The organism is Streptomyces incarnatus (genome assembly GCF_001027185.1).
Classification (GTDB): domain Bacteria; phylum Actinomycetota; class Actinomycetes; order Streptomycetales; family Streptomycetaceae; genus Streptomyces; species Streptomyces puniciscabiei.
In genome coordinates, this window is sequence record NZ_CP011497.1 from 8,375,395 (window position 1) to 8,393,166 (window position 17,772).

General features: G+C 69.5%; 18 protein-coding genes and 1 pseudogene. 8 read left to right on the forward strand and 11 right to left on the reverse strand.

Annotated elements, in window-relative coordinates; all coding sequences use genetic code 11:
• Positions 1-231: 231 nt before the first annotated feature.
• Positions 232-1,671 carry a hypothetical protein gene (locus ABB07_RS38190; protein WP_208903007.1) on the forward strand — a complete coding sequence of 480 codons (1,440 nt, stop codon included), beginning with the start codon at positions 232-234 and terminating at the stop codon, positions 1,669-1,671.
• Positions 1,668-2,840 (forward strand): ARPP-2 domain-containing protein, encoded by a 1,173-nt coding sequence (locus tag ABB07_RS38195; RefSeq protein WP_208903008.1) that lies wholly within the window; start codon positions 1,668-1,670, stop codon positions 2,838-2,840. The genes ABB07_RS38190 and ABB07_RS38195 overlap by 4 nt, the downstream gene beginning before the upstream one ends.
• Before the next feature lie 46 nt (positions 2,841-2,886).
• Here the strand turns inward: ABB07_RS38195 and ABB07_RS38200 are convergent, their stop codons facing one another.
• Both ABB07_RS38200 and ABB07_RS38205 read right to left on the reverse strand, forming a co-directional pair.
• On the reverse strand, positions 2,887-4,122 hold the full coding sequence (locus ABB07_RS38200; RefSeq protein WP_208903009.1) for an epoxide hydrolase family protein: 1,236 nt from the start codon (positions 4,120-4,122) through the stop codon (positions 2,887-2,889).
• 474 nt (positions 4,123-4,596) lie between these two features.
• Positions 4,597-5,685, reverse strand: coding sequence for an alcohol dehydrogenase catalytic domain-containing protein (locus ABB07_RS38205; RefSeq protein WP_208903010.1), 1,089 nt, complete (start codon positions 5,683-5,685; stop codon positions 4,597-4,599).
• Positions 5,686-5,777: 92 nt separating this feature from the next.
• Between ABB07_RS38205 and ABB07_RS38210 the strand changes: the two genes are divergently transcribed.
• The gene (locus tag ABB07_RS38210; RefSeq protein WP_208903011.1) at positions 5,778-6,671 is read left to right on the forward strand and encodes a LysR family transcriptional regulator; all 894 of its coding nucleotides are present in this window, start codon (positions 5,778-5,780) and stop codon (positions 6,669-6,671) included.
• Positions 6,672-6,850: 179 nt separating this feature from the next.
• Complete coding sequence (locus ABB07_RS38215) at positions 6,851-7,354, forward strand: P-loop nucleotide/nucleoside kinase family protein (protein ID WP_208903012.1); 504 nt, start codon at positions 6,851-6,853, stop codon at positions 7,352-7,354.
• Positions 7,355-7,392: 38 nt separating this feature from the next.
• Here the strand turns inward: ABB07_RS38215 and ABB07_RS38220 are convergent, their stop codons facing one another.
• From ABB07_RS38220 to ABB07_RS38230, 3 genes are all read right to left on the reverse strand, one after another.
• On the reverse strand, positions 7,393-8,052 hold the full coding sequence (locus tag ABB07_RS38220) for an MSMEG_1061 family FMN-dependent PPOX-type flavoprotein (protein WP_208903013.1): 660 nt from the start codon (positions 8,050-8,052) through the stop codon (positions 7,393-7,395).
• A gap of 502 nt (positions 8,053-8,554) precedes the next feature.
• A complete protein-coding gene (locus ABB07_RS38225; RefSeq protein ID WP_208903014.1) occupies positions 8,555-9,577 on the reverse strand; it encodes a hypothetical protein in 1,023 nt (340 codons plus the stop codon).
• Between the two features lie 228 nt (positions 9,578-9,805).
• Positions 9,806-10,924, reverse strand: coding sequence for an FAD-dependent oxidoreductase (locus tag ABB07_RS38230; protein WP_208903015.1), 1,119 nt, complete (start codon positions 10,922-10,924; stop codon positions 9,806-9,808).
• A 53-nt stretch (positions 10,925-10,977) separates the two neighbouring features.
• Between ABB07_RS38230 and ABB07_RS38235 the strand changes: the two genes are divergently transcribed.
• The 3 genes from ABB07_RS38235 to ABB07_RS38245 all read left to right on the forward strand — a co-directional run bounded on the left by ABB07_RS38235 (position 10,978) and on the right by ABB07_RS38245 (position 13,241).
• Positions 10,978-11,670 (forward strand): TetR/AcrR family transcriptional regulator, encoded by a 693-nt coding sequence (locus ABB07_RS38235; RefSeq protein WP_208903016.1) that lies wholly within the window; start codon positions 10,978-10,980, stop codon positions 11,668-11,670.
• A 194-nt stretch (positions 11,671-11,864) separates the two neighbouring features.
• A complete protein-coding gene (locus ABB07_RS38240; RefSeq protein WP_208903017.1) occupies positions 11,865-12,404 on the forward strand; it encodes an AAA family ATPase in 540 nt (179 codons plus the stop codon).
• 192 nt (positions 12,405-12,596) lie between these two features.
• Entirely contained in the window at positions 12,597-13,241 is a 645-nt protein-coding gene (locus tag ABB07_RS38245) for a dihydrofolate reductase family protein (RefSeq protein WP_208903808.1), read from the forward strand.
• Positions 13,242-13,345: 104 nt separating this feature from the next.
• Here the strand turns inward: ABB07_RS38245 and ABB07_RS38250 are convergent, their stop codons facing one another.
• The 6 genes and pseudogenes from ABB07_RS38250 to ABB07_RS38275 form a co-directional block, all read right to left on the reverse strand.
• Complete coding sequence (locus ABB07_RS38250; protein WP_208903018.1) at positions 13,346-13,723, reverse strand: hypothetical protein; 378 nt, start codon at positions 13,721-13,723, stop codon at positions 13,346-13,348.
• Positions 13,720-14,292, reverse strand: coding sequence for a MarR family winged helix-turn-helix transcriptional regulator (locus tag ABB07_RS38255; RefSeq protein WP_208903019.1), 573 nt, complete (start codon positions 14,290-14,292; stop codon positions 13,720-13,722). Before ABB07_RS38255 ends, ABB07_RS38250 begins: the two co-directional genes overlap by 4 nt.
• A gap of 252 nt (positions 14,293-14,544) precedes the next feature.
• On the reverse strand, positions 14,545-14,931 hold the full coding sequence (locus ABB07_RS38260; protein WP_208903020.1) for a hypothetical protein: 387 nt from the start codon (positions 14,929-14,931) through the stop codon (positions 14,545-14,547).
• Positions 14,932-14,998: 67 nt separating this feature from the next.
• Positions 14,999-15,731: pseudogene (locus ABB07_RS38265) on the reverse strand (MFS transporter).
• A gap of 113 nt (positions 15,732-15,844) precedes the next feature.
• Positions 15,845-16,117 (reverse strand): hypothetical protein, encoded by a 273-nt coding sequence (locus ABB07_RS38270; RefSeq protein WP_244189674.1) that lies wholly within the window; start codon positions 16,115-16,117, stop codon positions 15,845-15,847.
• Positions 16,118-16,179: 62 nt separating this feature from the next.
• Positions 16,180-16,770: a TetR/AcrR family transcriptional regulator gene (locus ABB07_RS38275; protein ID WP_208903021.1), complete on the reverse strand. Its 591-nt coding sequence runs from the start codon at positions 16,768-16,770 to the stop codon at positions 16,180-16,182.
• A gap of 133 nt (positions 16,771-16,903) precedes the next feature.
• Between ABB07_RS38275 and ABB07_RS38280 the strand changes: the two genes are divergently transcribed.
• Positions 16,904-17,749 carry an SDR family oxidoreductase gene (locus ABB07_RS38280; protein WP_208903022.1) on the forward strand — a complete coding sequence of 282 codons (846 nt, stop codon included), beginning with the start codon at positions 16,904-16,906 and terminating at the stop codon, positions 17,747-17,749.
• The last annotated feature ends 23 nt before the right edge of the window (positions 17,750-17,772 follow it).

Sequence of the window (17,772 nt, forward strand, 5' to 3'; positions counted from 1 at the left end):
ACAACGTCATGGTCGAGTACGCCACCGCGCTCCGCTCCGGCACGGCGGAGGCGGGGACCCGGGCCAGCGAGGTGAAGGAAGTCAGTGGAGGGCTTGTGGCCTGCTCTGTTACGGTCCTGTGGCCGGCCGCGGGACTCCGGTGCGACTTCCGGAACCTGCCTCTGAAGCAATGATTCGCAGCTCGTGCCCCCATTCCCCGGCCGGCCTCAGCACTCTCGGGGAAAGATCTGGATGGATTCGTACGGGGACCTCGTCGCGGCCGACGACGTGCTGCTGTTCGTCAACGCGGCGATCACCTCCACCGGCCAGCGTGAATTCCACAGCGACGCCGGTGAGCAGCGGCTGTCCCTGGACTTCCTCCATGCGTACATGCTGGGGAACTACCGTGACCTGTATGCCGGGGTCCTCGCGCTCGACATCAACGACTACAACGCAGCCCTCATCATCCGCCGCCTGCTGGAGACCGGCGGTGAGGCCACTGCCGAACAGCGCCGCAGCGAGGGCCGACTGATCGCGTCCCGTCTCGCGACGCTGCCGCCGCAACGCGTCTACGGACTGTTCGATGCCCTGCGCCGGGCCAGGGTGAACAACCGTCGCAGCCGCGCGATCATGCGCGACTGGCTGTCCGCCCGCCAGGACCTGGCGTTCGATGCCGTGAAGTACCGCAGCGGCCTCAAGCGAGCCCTGCGCCATGCACACCTGGCCCCCGCGACCGAAGAGCTGGGGACGTTCATGTTCGCGCCGCTGGACCGGCCGCACTACGCGACACCCCTCTTGGAGACGTGGCGCCGCGCACACTACGAGCAGGCCGCCCTGTATGAGCTGCCCTATACGGTCGCCGAGGGCTTCGCCGCCAAGTACGGCATTCCCCGGGACGTCTTCCTGGAGCGCATAGCTCCCCGGATGACCCGCCTGGAGACGATGCGGCTGCAGGAGTCCGCGCGCAAACGCGGGACCACAGGGGTACAAGCGGATTTGGCCGGGATGCCGCTGACCCGATTGGCGACCTATGTGCTGTCGCTGCCGGTCGAGGACCGTCGGCGCCGGCGTGCCGAGCTGACCCACGCCCTGGAATCGGCCGCCGACCGGGTGGCCGGCGGCCACCGGGGGAGTTGGGGCAAGGTCACCGCGGTCCTGGACGACAGCTTTTCCGCCTTCGGCTCGGTGCACAAGCGCCGTCGGCCGCTGGCCGTGGCCCTGGCCTGCCATTATCTGCTCGCGTCACTCGCCGGCGACTACACCGGGCTGTGGACGTCCGGGCGGACCGACGCGCTGCTGACCCGTCCGTACGGGCCGACGCCGGTCGGCCGGCGGATCCTCGACGCGCTGGACACCGCGCCGTCCAGGCTCGTGATCGTCTCCGACGGATGGGACAACGCGCCTCCCGGGCTGGCAGCCGAGGTGCTGCGGATCTGGCGGACCCGGCTCGACCCCGGGCGTCGCACCAGCATCGTGCATCTCAACCCCGTCTACGACGCGGCCGATTTCGATGTACGCCGGCTGTCCCCGACGGTGCCCACCGCCGGTATCCGTGACGCCGAGGACCTCCCCGCACTGGTGGAACTCGCCCAGTTCGCGGAAGGCCGGACCTGCCTGGCCGAACTGATCACCTACATGAACACCCGCGCGGACCGGATGATGAACGGACACCACCAGGAGCGGGAGCGATGACCACACTGGACCTGACCGGTCTGGCCACCCGCCCCTCCCAGGTATGGAACGCCGTTCGACTGGTGCCCCTCGTGCGTGACGAGCCCGTCGGCGACCTCCGCCTGCACGCGCGGCTCTACGGTGATGCGGCCGGGCTGGTCGAGGTCGGCCCGCGCCATGCCTATCTCTCCTACGTCCCGCACGGATTCGTCGCCACGTGGACGGACGACGGCACCCCGGCAGCCGCCTACGGCACCCAGCTTTCCGCTGACGCCGACTCCGCTCCCACCGCCACCATGGGCCTGCGCTTCCACCGGAGAATGGCCCGCCGCCAGGCCAAGGACCGGCTGCGGTTCCTCCCCATGCACCTGGCACTGGAAGGCTACCTGGCACTGCACTTCGGCGGCCCCTCCCTCGCCTGGGAGCAGTGGTCGCAGCGTGCGATCCGCCAAGGACTCTCCCCTCGTGTCGAGGAGGCCTATGTGGGCGCCGAAGTACGCGGGCTCGCCGACGCGTTGCGCATCTTCGAGATCCATCCCAACCAGTGTGGTGTGATGGTGTACGTCGCGGACGCCCTCGCTGCCGCGTTCGCGGTGCCGCATCCCGACGACTACCGCGCGCTCCACCCAACGCTCCTGCAGGACCTGTACGGCGAACTGATCCACCACTACGCCACGCTGATGCCGCCGGTGCCGGACTTCCGGGCCCGCATACCTGACTCGCGGATACGCTCCCTGAGTGACCTGCGCACGGCGGTTGCCGAACAGGAAGACGCCTGGACGCGTTTCCACGACACGACCATGGCGACCGGCCTGCTGGAGCACGCGTACACCTGGCAGTCGGTCTACCGGATGGGACGCTTCACGCTCTCCCGCTTCCTGCCGCCGTTCCGCCCCAAGCAGGAGAACCACATCGGTGAGGCCATCACCGACGACAGCGGCAGGATCGTCTACCTCAAGACGTTTCGCCTGTCGGAGAACCAGGTTCGTCGCGGCCACCTTCTGAGCAGGCTTGCCGCCCACGACTGGCACCTGGCGGACACCGCGGTCGATCTTGGTATCGGTGAGGCCCAGCTGGGGCTCCGGCTGGAGTCCGCCGGCTTCGGTTTCCTGCTCCGCCAGGACGTCCTGGACGGATACCGCAAGCAGGCACGAACCCGAACCGGGTCACCACGGCACGACAGGCGTTGAGCACAGACGGGGTGGGAGCGAAGAGCGACCGAGCCCGCGTGGCTGTTCAGGGCCGGTGGCCGCGGAAGGTGCGGCGCAGGTCGCTCACCCAGGCGGCGGGGTTCTCCCAGGGGATGAAGTGGCCGCCGCGGTCGTGGGCGTTGACGTTGACGTGGTTGAACCAAGCGGCCTGCGGGCCGGTCTTGAACGCCCGGACGCGCTCCTCGGCGGTGTGGATGCCGGGCGGGTTCTCGTACGTGACGAAAGTGAGGCCGACCGGGGCCTGCACGACCGGGGTGCGGTCGTGGGCGGGGGTCCAGGGGTATCGGTTGGCGTTGGCGTAGTAACGCATCGACGTGGCGATGGAGTTGTTCACCCAGTAGATCGTGGCGTGGGTGAGCAGGTCGTCCTTCGTGAAGACGGATTCGAGGTCGCCGCCGTTGTCGCTCCAGGCGTTCCAGCGCTCCAGCAGCCAGGCGAGCAGTCCGGCGGGTGAGTCGCTCAGCCCGTGGGCCAGGGTGGCGCCGTCGAGCATGTGCACGGCGAGGTGGGACGCCCAGCGGCGGTCGAGCTCGATGATGCGGGTACGGACATCGGCGGGCTGATCGTCGGTGAGGGGCCGGTTCCGTGCGAAGTCCCAGGCGCGGGGGCCGGTGAAGAAGTCGAGCGGCAGCCCGGAGCCGATGTGGATGCCGTACAGCTCGTCGGCGTACTTGTGGCCGAGCTGGCTGGAGACGAGCCCGCCGATGTCGCAGCCCCCGGCGGCGTACTTCTCGTATCCCAGGGTCTCGGTCATCAGGGTGTGCCAGAGGTCGGCGACCTTCCAGAAGGTGACGTCCGGAAAGCCGGTGAGCGGGCCGGGGAAACCGAAGCCGGGCAGGGACGGCACGATGACGTCGAAGGCGTCGGCGGGATCACCGCCGAACGCGGCCGGGTCGGCGAGTGGGTCGATCACCTTCGACCAGTGCCAGAACGTCCACGGCCAGCCGTGGGTGAGGATCAACGGGACCGGGCGGGGGCCGACGCCGGGCTTGCGCATGAAGTGCACCGGGACATCGGCGACGCTCACCTGGTAGTGCTCGTAGGCGTTGATGGCGGCCTCGGCCTTGCGCCAGTCGTAGCCGTCCCGCCAGTAGGCGACCAACTCACGGAGAGAGCCGTCCGGGACGCCGTAGGACCAGTCCTCATTCCCCTCGTCCAGCGGCGGACGGGTCAGGGTGAGACGGGCGCGCAGGTCGTCGAGGACCTCGTCGGACACATGGATGGAGGTGGGCTCCAGGGGGAAGGCGTGCGGGGTGGTCATGCCGTGGTTCCTTACTGGATAGGCGGAAGCGGAAGACCGGCAGCAGTGCATCGTATTCGGCGGCGGCCTCGGTGCCGCGGCCCGCGCGGACATCGCGAGGGCACCGAGACATGGCTCCTGTCTGACCGAGGAGATCCTCCGCGAGGGCGTGAGGCGGATGCCGGCCGCCGCACAGGAGGCCGAAGCCAACATTCACCGTGGGTGAATGACAAGCGGGTGGACGAAGCCACGGGCGAACGCAAGTGGGCGACCGCTCGCCGGCCGCGAGCGCGGGCCGGCATGGGACCCGCCCGGGCGCCGCACGCCGGCAGGAGCCGGGTTGTGGCCTTGTTCGCTTCGAGCAGCAGCGTCGGTCCGTCCGTTCGGGAAGCAGTCCGCGATCTTGCGGCGCGTAAGTGTTCGCGAGAACCGGCAGCGGTAGGGACGGCACGCTGCTCGTGAGGGCGGAGCTCCCCGGCGCAGGGTGTACGACCATCACTCGGCAGACGGGGTCAGGACGGTGCGGTCGAACGGTCCGCCATGCGCAGCGGCGTAGTCGACGGCGTCGTTGATGGCGTCGAGGGGGAAGGTCCGGACCCGTTCGGGATCGAGATCCAGCGCGCGTGATGCGATCAGTCGGATCATGCCGACGTTTGCCGGGCGCGGGTACATCCACTGTCCGCGCACGGTGACCGAATTGCGCATGATCCACGGGTAGGGAAGGGCGAGGTCCGCGCCGCCGAGCATGCCGACGCCACCCATGAGGACGACACGGCCCCTCTCGCGGACGGTCATGGCTGCGGCGCGCGCCGCCGAGCTGGGTGCGGCGGGCGGGAGGAGGTCGAGCACCAAGTCGATCGGGCCGTCAGCGGCCGCGGAGATGGCCGCGCGGTCGGTGCCCTCGTCTCCGGTCAGTTCGACCGGGCGCACGCGTGCACCGAACCGGTCGGCGAGGAGGTCGAGCGCGGCGCGGTTGCGGCCCGGCGTGATCACCCGGCCCGCGCCCATGGCGAGCCCCACGGCGACCGCGGCGCTGCCGAGGTTGCCGGTGGCGCCGCTGACGAGCAGCGTTTCGCCGGCTTGGAGTTCGCCTGCCAGGAGTCCTCCGTAGGGGATGGCGTACACGCCGAGCGAGGACCAGCGCGCCGGGTTGTCCGCCGCTGCTGCGGGCAGGAGGTGGACGTTCTCCGTGGGAAGGCGCATGAGCTCCGCGAACGCCCCGTCGTGCAGGTGCCGGGCGAGCCTGGCGCCGCCGTCGCCGCGGGAGCTCCAGCCCTGCAGCGTGATGTCGGGAGTCAGAGCGTCGTCGCGCGAGCGTACGGTGCAGTCGCACCACACCAGGTCACCGACGCGCAACCGGGTAGCGTCCGGACCGACGCGGACGACCCGGCCTATGCCCCCGGGACCGGGGACCACAGGGGTTTCGAGCGGATAGTTCCGCCGACCGCTGAAGACTTCGACGGCGTACGGTGGGACACAGGCCGCGAGGACCTCGACCACCACCTCGCCGCCGCCCGCCTCGGGATCGGGCATCTCTTGCACGGTGAGCGGGGCACCGAACTCCGTCAGGACTGCTGCTCGCATCTGCTGGCCTCCTCGGCTGTCCGCCTTGAGGCTATGAGCGGGCAGGGCATGCGCCAAGCGACGATCTCGCATACGTGATATGCGTACTGCGCATGGACTTCTCCAGTACGGCTCTGCGGGTTCTGCGGCAGGTCGCCGAGTCCGGGAGCTTCACCGCGGCGGCTTCCCAGCTCGGCTACACCCAGTCGGCGGTCTCACGCCAGGCAGCGGCCCTCGAACGGAGTGCGGGCGCCGCCCTGTTCGAGCGCCGTTTCGACGGCGTCCGGTTCACTCCCGCCGGCCTGACCCTGCTGCGCCATGCCCGCTCGATCCTGGACTCCGTCGCGGCGGCCGAGGACGAACTCACCGGCGCCACCGCCCACACCGAACCGGTGCGCCTCGGGATGTTCCCCAGCGCCGGGGCAGTGATTCTGCCCGGTGTGCTCACGCGGCTCGCAAAGAACAGTCCGCACATCACGGTCACGACGCGCGAGGCCGGTACCCCCGCGCTGCTCCGGGCCCTGCGGGCGGGCACCATCGACATCGCCGTGCTGACGTCCCGCCCGCCGCACCGGCCGTCGGACGGCGAGTCCCCTCGGCTGCGCATCGAAACGGTCGAGGACACCGAACTACTGGTAGGGGCGCCCACCACCGGCCGGTTCGCCGGCCGGACCACAGTCCACGTCGACGAGCTCGTCGATGCTCCTTGGATCGCCACCCCCTCATCGAGTGCCGAACCCATGCTCGGTGTCTGGCCCGGCCTGCCCGGGAGGCCACGCATCGTGCACACCACCCGCGACTGGCTGACCAAGCTGCAGCTGGTCTCCGGCGGTTTCGGCGTGACGACTGTCCCGTCCCGCATGTCGCCGGTGCTGCCGGCCGGCGTGAGTCTGCTGCGCGTGGACGGAGCACCCCCCGAGGTACGCCGGATTCTCCTGGCCCGGCTTCCCGGCCGACCAGTACCGGGAGTCTCTGCTGTCACCCGAGCGATCACCTCGTCCGCCTGATCCGCCGACGCGCTCCACCATCCCGTGTTCCGTCGCTGCCGGGTGGGGTGGTGGGTGTTCATGCGGCAAGGTCCGCAGACTCAGCAACCTGTTCAACACACTGATCGGCCGTCTCCGTTTCCAGGGGGCACCGCTGTCGCCATGGAGGAGGGCGTGGCTTCGGGGTCTAACCTGGCTTCGTGACGCAGCGATTGAGCACGGTGGTGCTGATGTGTGGTCTTCCGGGAGCGGGCAAGACCACCTACGCGAGGGAGCTGGTCCGACGTGGCTACGTACGGCTCTCGATCGACGAGGTGGTCTGGCAGCGTCTCGGGCAGCGCGATGCCGGCCTGGTGCTGGAGGCGGCGGCGTTCGATCAGCTCAAGGAAGAGGTCCGCCGCGAGCAGCGGCAGGAACTGGTCGAGCTGATGCTGGCCGGGCGCGATGTGGTGGTGGACTACAGCTTCTGGAGTCGGGCCGCCCGCGACGACTACAAGGCGCTGATTGAAAGCCACGGCTGCCGCTGGGAACTGGTCCACCTCAAAGCCGACCGGACGACGCTGGAGCGTCGCCTCGAACTGCGCAACGGCGAGGTAGGTGCTGACTCCGTCACCGTGGACGAGTCGCTGTTCAACCGATACCTGGCCATCTTCGAGGAACCGAGCGGAGAGGGTGAGCGGGTCTTCACGCAGTCCTCGACCTGAAGACCACAAGCCCCTCGGCGGAGAGGCTGCTCGGCCCGTTACTCGTACCGGTACTTCAGCGAATCCGCCTCCGCCTGCTCGATGTCAGCGATCGTCAGCTCCGGCATCCGCAGCTGGGCCAGCGTCACCTCGGCCGAGGTCGGCTGGGCGTCCGTCGGCAGCCACTGCTCCGGCTTCCAGGCCCCGCTGCGCAGGAGCGACTTGGGGCAGTGCGGGTAGACCTCCTCGATCCCCAGCACCAGCGCACTGGCCGGCGGCTTGCCCACGGCGGTCAGCTGCGCCAGCAGTTCCGGGCGGGTGGAGACACAGGCCCTGCCGTTCACCCTGAGCGTCGTGGTGCGCCCCGGGATGACGAACAGCAGCCCGGCTCGTCCGGTGGCGACGACGTTCTGCAGGGTGTCCAGACGCTTGTTGCCGGTCGCGTCCGGTATCGCCACCGTTCGTGTGTCCAGGACGGCGACGAACCCGGCGGGGCCGCCGCGCGGGGAAACGTCACAGTTGCCCTCGGCGTCCGCGCTGGCGACCAGGACCAGGGATGAGCATTCGATCAACCGCTGGGTCTGTTCGGTGAGTTCGGTCATCTGCTTGCGTACGGCCGCGTCGCTGGGAAGTTCGTAGGCCCGGCGCAGTTCCTCCTGGTCGGTCACGGCGTCGAGGCGTAGCGAGTCGAAGGCACTGCCGACAATGGATTGTGTCATGCCCCCGACCCTAGTGGGGCGACTTGCGACTGACCTTGGACGGTGAGTCCGGTGACATGAAGACACCGGGCGAGTTGTCCGGTGTTGGAGATCAAACAGGCCCGCGCGGCCATGTCCGGTCCGCCTTCTGCGGGCTGTCGCGCAGGCGTCTGCCGGGGAGGGCTGCCTATGTCCGCCGACTTCCGTCGACGGACATAGGCGGCATGACACTCGCCGAGGGCCAGTCCAGAACGTGGCAGGCGTCGCAGAGTCAGGCCGCTCTGGAGGACCTCGTCCGGCCTACGCACAACCAGATCCAGGTGCTCATCCTGGCCAACGACGAGCTTGCCGCAGAGGGCCGTCGTACGCGTTGCGGATTGCCGCGCGGGCCGTTCGCAGGGAGACCATCCCGGCCGCATACCGTCGGCCGGACACAACGGCAGGCGCCCTGGTGCACAGGAGTTGGCCAGGCTCGGCGCACGTGCGGCGGGCAGGGACGCCGCACGGCGATGGCCGGTCCCGATCAGCGTGCTGTATGCACCGGAAGAACAGACGTCCCCGAGATGGTGGAGGTACCGGTGCCCGCGCCGCGGCAGCCCTTCGGGACCGCCGGGAACGCTGTGACCGTCTCCGGCGCACCCTTGCCGCCCTCAACACGGGTGACCAGCTTCGGTGCCGCCGTGTTCGCACCCGTTATCCGCGCCAGGATGCCGGCGTCAGCGGGCAACGAGGGGTGGTCCTTGTCCAGCGGCATCAGCACCGGCCGCTCCTTGCCGTCGTCGTAGACCGACGTGAAGGAGACCCGGGGCCCGCTGGGGCGGTTGCTCATGTGCGCCAGGGTGCCCGCCCCGATGGACTGCACGCGGGTCGCGGTGCACTTGTCCGCCGGCGGCTCACCACCTGTGGCGGCTTGCGGGTCGAAGGAGGTGATGATGCCGTCCGCGCTCAGGACGACGTAGATCGCCTTTCCGCCCGGGTCGACGATCTCCTCCCCGGCGTAGACGTGGGACAGCCTGCCGTGGCCGTCGTCGACCGCGTGCGTCTGAAGGGTCAGGAAGGCACCGCCCGCAGGCCGGCGCAGTTTCGCCTGCCACTGGTTCTTGCCGGTCTGTTCGACGATCGCGGTGTATCCGCGGGCGATCGTGAACGTGCTGGGCCCGCGGAACTGGTTCTTGCCCGGGATGGCGATCCAGTCCCCGAAGTGCCCCTGCGGCGTGAGGAACGTGTACTCGCCGTTGTCCTGGACGGCCGCGGTCTCACCGTTCGCGTCGATGACACTGGTGCCGTAGTAGGTGACGATCCGGCCCCAGTAGTGGGAGGCCGAGACACGGTAGATCTCCACGAACCCGCCACCGGAGGCGAGCTGCTCGGTACGGACCATGGTGCCGCCCGGGTTCTGCCCGGCCACGACACCCTGGTGCGCGGCGACGGACACGGCGGGTGCGGCCATGGCGGCGGGCGCGGCGCCCACGACCGGGACGAGTGCGGCGACCGTGGCGGCGCACAGCAGGCCGAGGCGTCGAGCGGTCGGACGGGACAAGGACATGATTCCCCCTGGGAATGGGTAACGGTCGGTGGTTCATCCCCTCGCGCGCTGTGCCTTCCGGCGCCGGAGCGGGCCATCCGGTCACGATGTCCCTCGGCCGCCGCAACACTGGTCAGGCGCGCGATGTGATCATCCTCGTCTGCCATCTTGTGGTGTTCTATGCCGGAATCGTCACTGCCACGTAACCGACGGGCGGGCGCTCGACCGCCGGCCGCGGCTTCAGCGGTGTCAGGATGGCTGGACTTGGTCGAAGACGGCGAGGGCTTTGGCGGGGTCCGGGCTGACGAGGCGTTCCAGACCGGCCGTCGTGATCTTCGCCCACCTGCCGGCCCGTGCCCACATCTGTTCCTCGAAGGCGCGGACGACCTCGTCCAGATCTCCAGGGCCGGCGGCGATGGACTCGGCGAGTTCGGCGCCTTCCAGCATCGCGAGGTTCGCGCCTGCCCCCAGTGGGGGCATCAAGTGGGCGGCGTCGCCCAGCAGCGTCACCCCGGGGACGTGGGTCCAGGTGTGGGACACGGGCAGGACGTAGAGGGGGCGGTGGACGAAAGCGGTGCCGTGGTGGAGGAGGTCGAGGACAGGAGCGGCCCAGCCGTCGAACAGAGCCAGCAGGCTCGATCGCACGGCCTCGGCGTCAGCCAGGTCCAGGTTCGTGTGCCAGTCCAGCGGCGCGCGGAACTGGGCGTACACCTTGACGTGGCCGCCGCTGTTGCGTTGGGCGACGAGCTTTCGGTTCACGCCGTACACAGCCACGGAACCGTCGCCGACCAGCCGGGCGAGGTCGGGGTGGCGGGTGTCGACGTCGTCCAGGGAGGTCTCGACCGAGGTGATGCCGGTGTACTGCGGCGTCGCGGACGAGACCGCCGGGCGGACCCGGGACCAGGCTCCGTCCGCGCCGACCACGAGGTCGAACGTCTCCTGTCGCCCGTCCGCGAAATGCACCAGTACGCCGTCCCGGGTCCCCGGCACCACCCGCGTCACGCTCCGACCCCACTGGACGTCGAGGGGGCCGAGCAGCAGGTCACGGAGTTGCCCGCGGTCGATCTCGGGATTGGCCCGGTCGTCCGGCCGGGACCGCCAGTCGCGCAGGACGGTCCCGTCCGTGTCCAGGATGCGCATGGCCTGCCCCTCGGGACGGGACAGCGTCTGGAACTCCGCCAGCAGCCCCGCCTTGTCCAGCGCGAGCTGGCCCAGTCCTTCGTGCAGGTCCAGCGTGCCGCCCGGGGGCCGGGCGTCGGGAGCGGGATCGCGTTCGAAGACGGCGACGGGGCAGTCATGGCGGTGCAGGACGCGGGCGAAGGTAAGGCCGGCAGGCCCGCCCCCGACAACGGCGATACGACGTCTCATGCCGATACACTGTATTGCGACGCTACGATGTATCGCAACAGTACGATGTCATCATGACTGTCTGGGACCGGCCGGAACCGCCGACTCGCCCCGTGCCGCTCGACCGGGAGCGGATCGTCAGCGCCGCCATCGCCCTGGCCGACGAGGGCGGGCTGGAGGCGGTGTCGTTGCGCAAGGTCGCCGCCCGGCTGAACGCCGGCCCGATGCGGCTGTACGGATACATCTCCACCAAGGAGGAGCTGTTCGACCTCATGGTGGACGAGGTCCAGGCCGAGATTCTTCCCGAGGAACAGCCCGGGGACTGGCGGGAAGCGCTGCGCATCCTCGCCCACCGCACCAGGCAGGCCGCTCTCCGTCACGAATGGCTGGCCGACCTGCTCGGCGGCCGCCCGACCCTGGGCCCGAACGGCCTCGCCGTGACCGAGGCCACACTGGCCGCCCTCGACGGCCTCACCGACATCGACACCGTCATGCGCGCGGTGGAGACGGTCAGCGCCTACTTCACCGGCGCGATCAGGCGCGAGATCGCGAACCTGCGGGCCGAGCGCACCACGGGCCTGTCCAAGCTCGACTGGCAGCGCGCCTCCGGCCCGCATGTGACGAGGATGTTGGCCACGGGCCGCTTCCCGGCGCTGGCCAAGGCGGTGTACGACGGCACGGATGTGGACGCCGAGACATCCTTCGCGACCGGCTTGGACTGGGTCCTCGACGCCGTGGCCGTCAAACTCACCGCGCCGCCTGCGTGACGCTTCGCTCGTGCCCGAGCGTCAGCCGTGGGCATGAGGCCGGTGGTCATTCTCGCCCGGGTGCCCGCGGTCGAGAGGGACCACCACGGCTGTCACATGGGCTGTGCCAGAGCAGTCACTCGGTCGAGGCTGCACCTTGCCGGATCGCGGCGACAGCATCACTGGTCCGCGGTGGTCATGTCTACGCTGGCGGCGTGACATTGGTGTGGGTGACGGGCAATTCAGGGACCGGTAAGTCCACGGTCTGCGGGGTGTTGCGAGCGCGTGGCCACCTCGCGTTCGACGCCGACGAGGACGGCTTCTGTCGCTGGGTCGACCGAGGCAGGGGCGAGGTCGTGATGGATCCCCCGTATCCGGTTCCCGGGGGCTGGCTCGATCGTTACGGATGGGCAATCGTCCGCGAGCGCGTTCAGACGCTCGCCGAGGAGTCTCGTTTCCGCATCGCGTTCTTGTGCGGCTCGGCGGAGAACGAGGCGGACGTCCGCGATCTCTTCGACCTCGTCGTGTGCCTGGTGATCGACGAGGACACCCTCCGCCACCGGCTCGCGACCCGCACTACGAACGCATTCGGTCAACATCCCGAAGAACTCGCAGCGGCCCTGAAGTGGAATCCTCGGATGCGGGCGATCCACGAAAACCGTGGCGCGACGATCATCGATGCGTCCAAGCCGGTGACCGAGGTGGTGGACAGCGTGATCGACGCCGTTCAGGAGCTGCCAGGGTCCACCCGCTAGTGCTCTGACCGCATGAGTTCGCCAGGCTGGCGATTGGTTGGGGGTGACGTCCGGTGTGGTGCCTGGGCCCCTTCCGGACACGCCTTGGAAAAAAGGTGTGGGCCGCTGTCGATCCGCCCACGTCCCGTTCGACGTCATGATGTGCGGCGGCACAGCTGCACGGTGACGCGACACGACCTGACGAGGGAAACCGTGGACCAACTGCTGAGAGTCATGAACTTCAACGTCTCGAGCGATGGAATCGGTGCCGGTCAGCACCAGAGCCTTGAGCGGCCGTTCGGCCTGGACCATCCAGAGAGGCTGTTCGCCTGGGCCGGAGCCACGGCTAGCTGGCCCATGCGCACCGAGTCCGGGGGGAGCCGCGGCCTTGACGATTACTTCACGCGAGACTTCGCGCGCAACATCGGCGCCGAGATCATGGGCCGCAACAAGTTCGGGCCCCAGCGCGGGCCCTGGCAGGACCATGAGTGGCGCGGCTGGTGGGGCCAGGAGCCCCCGTTCCGCACTCCGGTGCTGGTCATGACCCACCACGCGCGTCCGTCGTTCACGCTCTCCGACACCACGTTCCACTTCGTCGACGGTGACCCGGCCACGGTCCTCGAACGGGCGCGGGAAGCCGCGCAGGGCAAGGACGTCCGACTCGGCGGCGGGGTCACCACCATCCGGCAGTTCCTCGAAGCCGACCTCGTCGACACCATGCATGTGGCGGTCTCGCCGGTAAAGCTTGGTCCCGGACTGCGACTCTGGGAGTCCCCCGATGAGCTCCTCGACCGGTTCCACCTGGAGGTCGTACCCAGCCCGAGTGGCGTGACACACCACCTGTTCTGGCGAAGGTGATGCGAGGGCCCCATCGCGTTCAAGGTGAGGCTGCGAAGGGGCGTCCGCTCTGGCGGGTATGGGCGTGGGGCCGGCGCAGGTAGGCATGCCTGCCCGGACATCACTCAAGAGGGGATGGCTGCCTGCATGATCCCGTGCCAGGGGGTGGCGTCGAAGATCAGGCGGATGGTGTCGATGCGGCCGTTGGTGAGGTGGAAGTGTTCGGAGGTGCGTTGAGTGCCGATGGCCGGGACCGAGGTGGGGACGTCGTAGACCAAGGTCGCTTCGGTCTCGCCGTACAGTTCGCTGACCAGATCGACGCCGGTCACGATTCCCAGGAACGCGTCCAGGCCGCTGAGGTGCTGGTGCGTGCTGTCGGAGGTGAGCAGGGGGCTTTGGAAGTGGAAGGGTTCGCTGAGAGTTCGGGCCGCGGCCGGGATGTCGCCGTGGAACCGGGCTTGGTGGTAGGCGCGGACGGTGGTGCGTGTTGTGGCCGCCGTCATGACAGGTCGCCCCCTTCGGTGGCAGCGAGGTGGGTGGCGATGCGCTGCTGGTTCTGAACAAGCCTCAGGCACAGATGGCGGAGCTGGTGCAGTTCGGTGTCGGTGAATCCGTGGAACAGTGCCGCCATCGCCCGCTGGGTCGGTGTCCGGAATGCGTCCAGCCATGTCAAGCCGGCGGGAGTGATGCGGACGAGGACGGACCGGCGGTCATCGGGGTCGGGGTCGCGACGGACGAGGCCTTCACGTTCGAGTGTGTCGACCAGACCGGTGGCGTTGCGGGGGGTCATGCCTGCGGAACGGGCGAGGTCGCCGAGATTCGCCCCGGCTTCGCCGAGCGTGCGCAGCCGGATCAGGACATCGCTGGCTCCCGCACTGAGACCACGGCCTTCCGATCCGTGGGTGCGAAGCCGCTCAACGGACCTGTGCGCGGCGCGCGCCGCGGCAGCCGCCTCCAAGCGCAGGGTGTCGCCCCCTGCCATGAACTCGGCCGTGGCCTCGCGGACTTGAGGGTCGTACAGCAATCCATCCCCGGTGTGGGCGAGCTGTCCGTGATTAGTTACGTGCTTCATAGTGAAGTACTACGCGATCTGATCGGGTACCGTCAAGAAGCCGAAGAAGCCCCCCGACGGCAGCCCTCCGCAGACAACTCCTCTGCAACCAGGGCTTGGGAGGCCACGCCGCGGTTCTTCCGTCAGCTGAACTCGACCGCATGGTCGATGGCCACCGCGCGAAGGTGCCGGCCGGTCGGCCAGCGAGGCGCTCAGAATGAGCGGTGCGATGTCCGGGCCTGACACCACGTCGCCCGCCCGCAACTGCGGGACTCAGCCACGGCCTTGGACGCCCATGTGCCGCGACACACCACATGGGGAGCAGACCAGCCCTGCGGAGCAGGGCTTCGTGATGTCGGGGTTCCCTACTCCCGGCCTGCTCGGTTTGGCCGCTTCGGCGTTTGCCTCCGTCGCATGCTCTTGCGCGGTGGCGCGCTTGGCAGCGACTACGCCGGCGTCGTCGTCGGCGGCTTCGTCTGCGGCGCTGGAAGCCGCGCTTCCCGTTGCCCCTTCTTCCATGGCCCGTGCAGTACTCACGCCCAGTCCCACGACGCGGACGCCGAGGAGCATGCTGCCGCCCGCATCTGCATCCGCGGCACCGGTGACCACTCCGGCGAGAGCGGCCCGGTCCAACGTGATCACCTTCGGCTCGATGAGCATGCTTGTCCAGATCCCGGGGCCTGTCTTCCCAGGTCAGAGCAGCGTGACTGGCCAAGGGACGGTGAGGTCAGTCTCGTCGACGCACGTCGGCAACCGAAAACCGGCCGCGGGAGCGCTGGTGCGGGCTTCCAGGCAGCAGCCGGCCACCGACTAGTACTGCGCAGGCCCCGACGGTCAGCAGCCCGCCGGCGAGGAATGTGCCTCGCACCCCGGCGAGCGGCAGGACCAGCGCCCCGAGTGCGGCGCCAGCCGCAATGCCGGCGTGTAGGCGCCGGAGTTGGCCGCGAGGGCGATGTCGGTGCGGCCCGGCGCGCAGTGCAGCATCTGGTTCTGGGCGACCATGAACACCGGCCCGAGCCAGTCGCTCTGCCGGCCCACCCAGGTGCCGGCAGGAACTCCGAGTACGAGGGCGAGCGAACCGGCGATGGACAGCGCCCCGACCACACGCCCACGGAGCTCGGGTGCGAACAGGCCCACCGCGACCGGCCCCATCACGGCCCAGAACAGGGCCTGGTCGAGCGCGGTCAGCAGCCGCGCGGTAAGGAGTAGCCAGTAGGAGGTGGCCAGTGCCGCGACGGCACTGGACAGGACCGCGCGGTGAGTAGTCCTGTGAGCGCGTGCCGGCGGGGCACGGTCCGCGTGGCATGGGCAAGTGGCAGAGAGGCCAGGGCGACCGTCACGCCATAGCCGGTGACCAGGAGGCCGACCGCTGACGCCGGCACCCGAAGGCTGCCGGATATGAGCTCCAGCAGGCCGACCGGCAAGTTCTCCGCCGTGTTGAAGGCGAAGGCGGCCAGCATCAGGGCCAAGAGCACCGCTGACCTGTGCCATGGAGCCGGCTGCCGGGTGAATCCTTGGACTCCGCCTGCCGTCGCTCCTGCTCCTGCTCCGTGGCACCGTCCATGTTGTTACCTCACCGGGCACGTGGTTCCGCTGCAACCGAATTCTGTCGCAGGCTCGTGCGGGTCGCTGCCAGGTCTCGCTCGAGTTCCTGGACGTGGCCGGTGAATGGCCGGAGCCGGGCCAGCTCGTGTCCGAGCTTCCTGTTTGCCTCCGTGAGTTCGGTGATCCGTTCGGCCGGTTTCCTGTTGCTGATCTGGTCGAGCTGTTGTCCGGGCTGCTGCCGCATGGCGCCGCGGTGCTGATCGCGTTCTGCGTGAAGCCCTTTGATCTCCTCGCGGGCCATGGCCAGGTCCGGCGTGCAGATGCTGCGCAAGGGCGTGGGCGGTGAACGCGGGCGGAGCCGGGTCACGAACTGGACGCCGGTCCGTCCGCTCCGTATCGGAGGCCGTCGAGGAGCAGGTCGAGGAGGCGGCCGGCCCGTTCGCGCTGGTCGGGCGCGCTGGTGATCAGCGCGACGCCGGCCAGGCTGAAGCCGACATCGAAGGGGTCGATGTCCGGGCGCAGGAGACCGGCGTCGGCCCCGGCGCGCAGCAGGGTGCCGAGCGCGGTGCCGAGCTTGTCGAGGGTCTCGGCGAAGGGGTCCGCACCGGATGCGACCGCGGCCCGCAGCGCGTCCGCCATGCCCTGCTTGGCAGCCAGGTAGTCGATGAAGTCGTCCATCCACAGGCGCATCGCGCGGTCGGGCGGGTTCTCGGCGAGCAGCTTCGCGGCGCTGTCGCAGACACGGGCCAGCTCATTGCGGTAGGCCGCCTCGACCAGCGCCTCGCGCGTGGGGAAGTGGCGGTAGAGCGTGGCCGAGCCGACGCCCGCAGCCTTGGCGATCGTGTCGATCGCGACGTCCGGGCCCTTCTCGGAAAAGGCGCGCACGGCCGCTTCGAGGATGCGCTCCCGGTTGCGGCGGGCATCCGCGCGCAACACGCTCGGCTTGGTGGTCAAGGCTGCTCCCTTCGTCAGGGCACCAGTCTAGCTGGACAACCGGGGAGTTCCCCGGTTACCGTCGCAGATAACTGGGGAGTTCCCCGGTTACGGGCATCGGCCCGTTGTGATCCCCAGGCAAGGAAGACCCCACATGACCTCCCCGAAGACGGTTCTGATCACCGGTACGTCCTCCGGCATCGGCCTGGCCGCCGCCATCGGCTCCGCCCGGGCGGGCTGGGCGACCATCGCCACCATGCGCGACACCGGCAAGGCCGAGGCCCTGCTCAAGGCCGCCACCGAGGCGGGTGTCGCGGACCGGATCCAGGTCAAGCGTCTGGATGTGACCGACTCCGCCGGCATCACCGCCTGCCTGGACGAGGTCGTCGCCGAGCACGGCCGCCTGGACGCGCTGGTCAACAACGCAGGCGCCGCCCAGGTCGGCACCATCGAGCAGAGCAGCGTCGACGACGTCCGCGCGGCCATGGAGGTCAACTTCTTCGGCGTGGTGGCGGTGACCCGGGCCGCCCTGCCGCACCTGCGGGCGTCGAAGGGCCGGGTGATCACCGTCACCAGCGTCGGCGGCGTCGTCGGTCAGCCCTTCAACGAGGCGTACTGCGCGGCCAAGTTCGCCGTCGAGGGCTTCATGCAGTCCCTCGCGCCGGTGGCCGCCACCGTCGGCGTCGATGTCACCGTGGTCGAGCCGGGCGCGGTGGCGAGCGAGTTCGTCGCCAATCTCGGCCTGGACGTCCCGACGCTGCTCGCCGCCGCCGGGCCCTACGGCCCGGCGCTCGAGGCCTACATCACCCGCACCCGGCAGTCGTTCGGCAACGCCCAGACCCCGGCCGAGGCGGCCGCCCCGATCGTCGACGCCCTGACCGCTGCCCGCCCGCCCTTCCGCATCCAGACCTCGCAGTGGGCCCGCGACTTCGTCGCCACCACCCTCGCCGACCTCGACGGCTCCGCCGTCCAGGCCCTCACCGGTACCTGGGTGCGCTGACCGCCCCACGTCCCGGTGGGTAC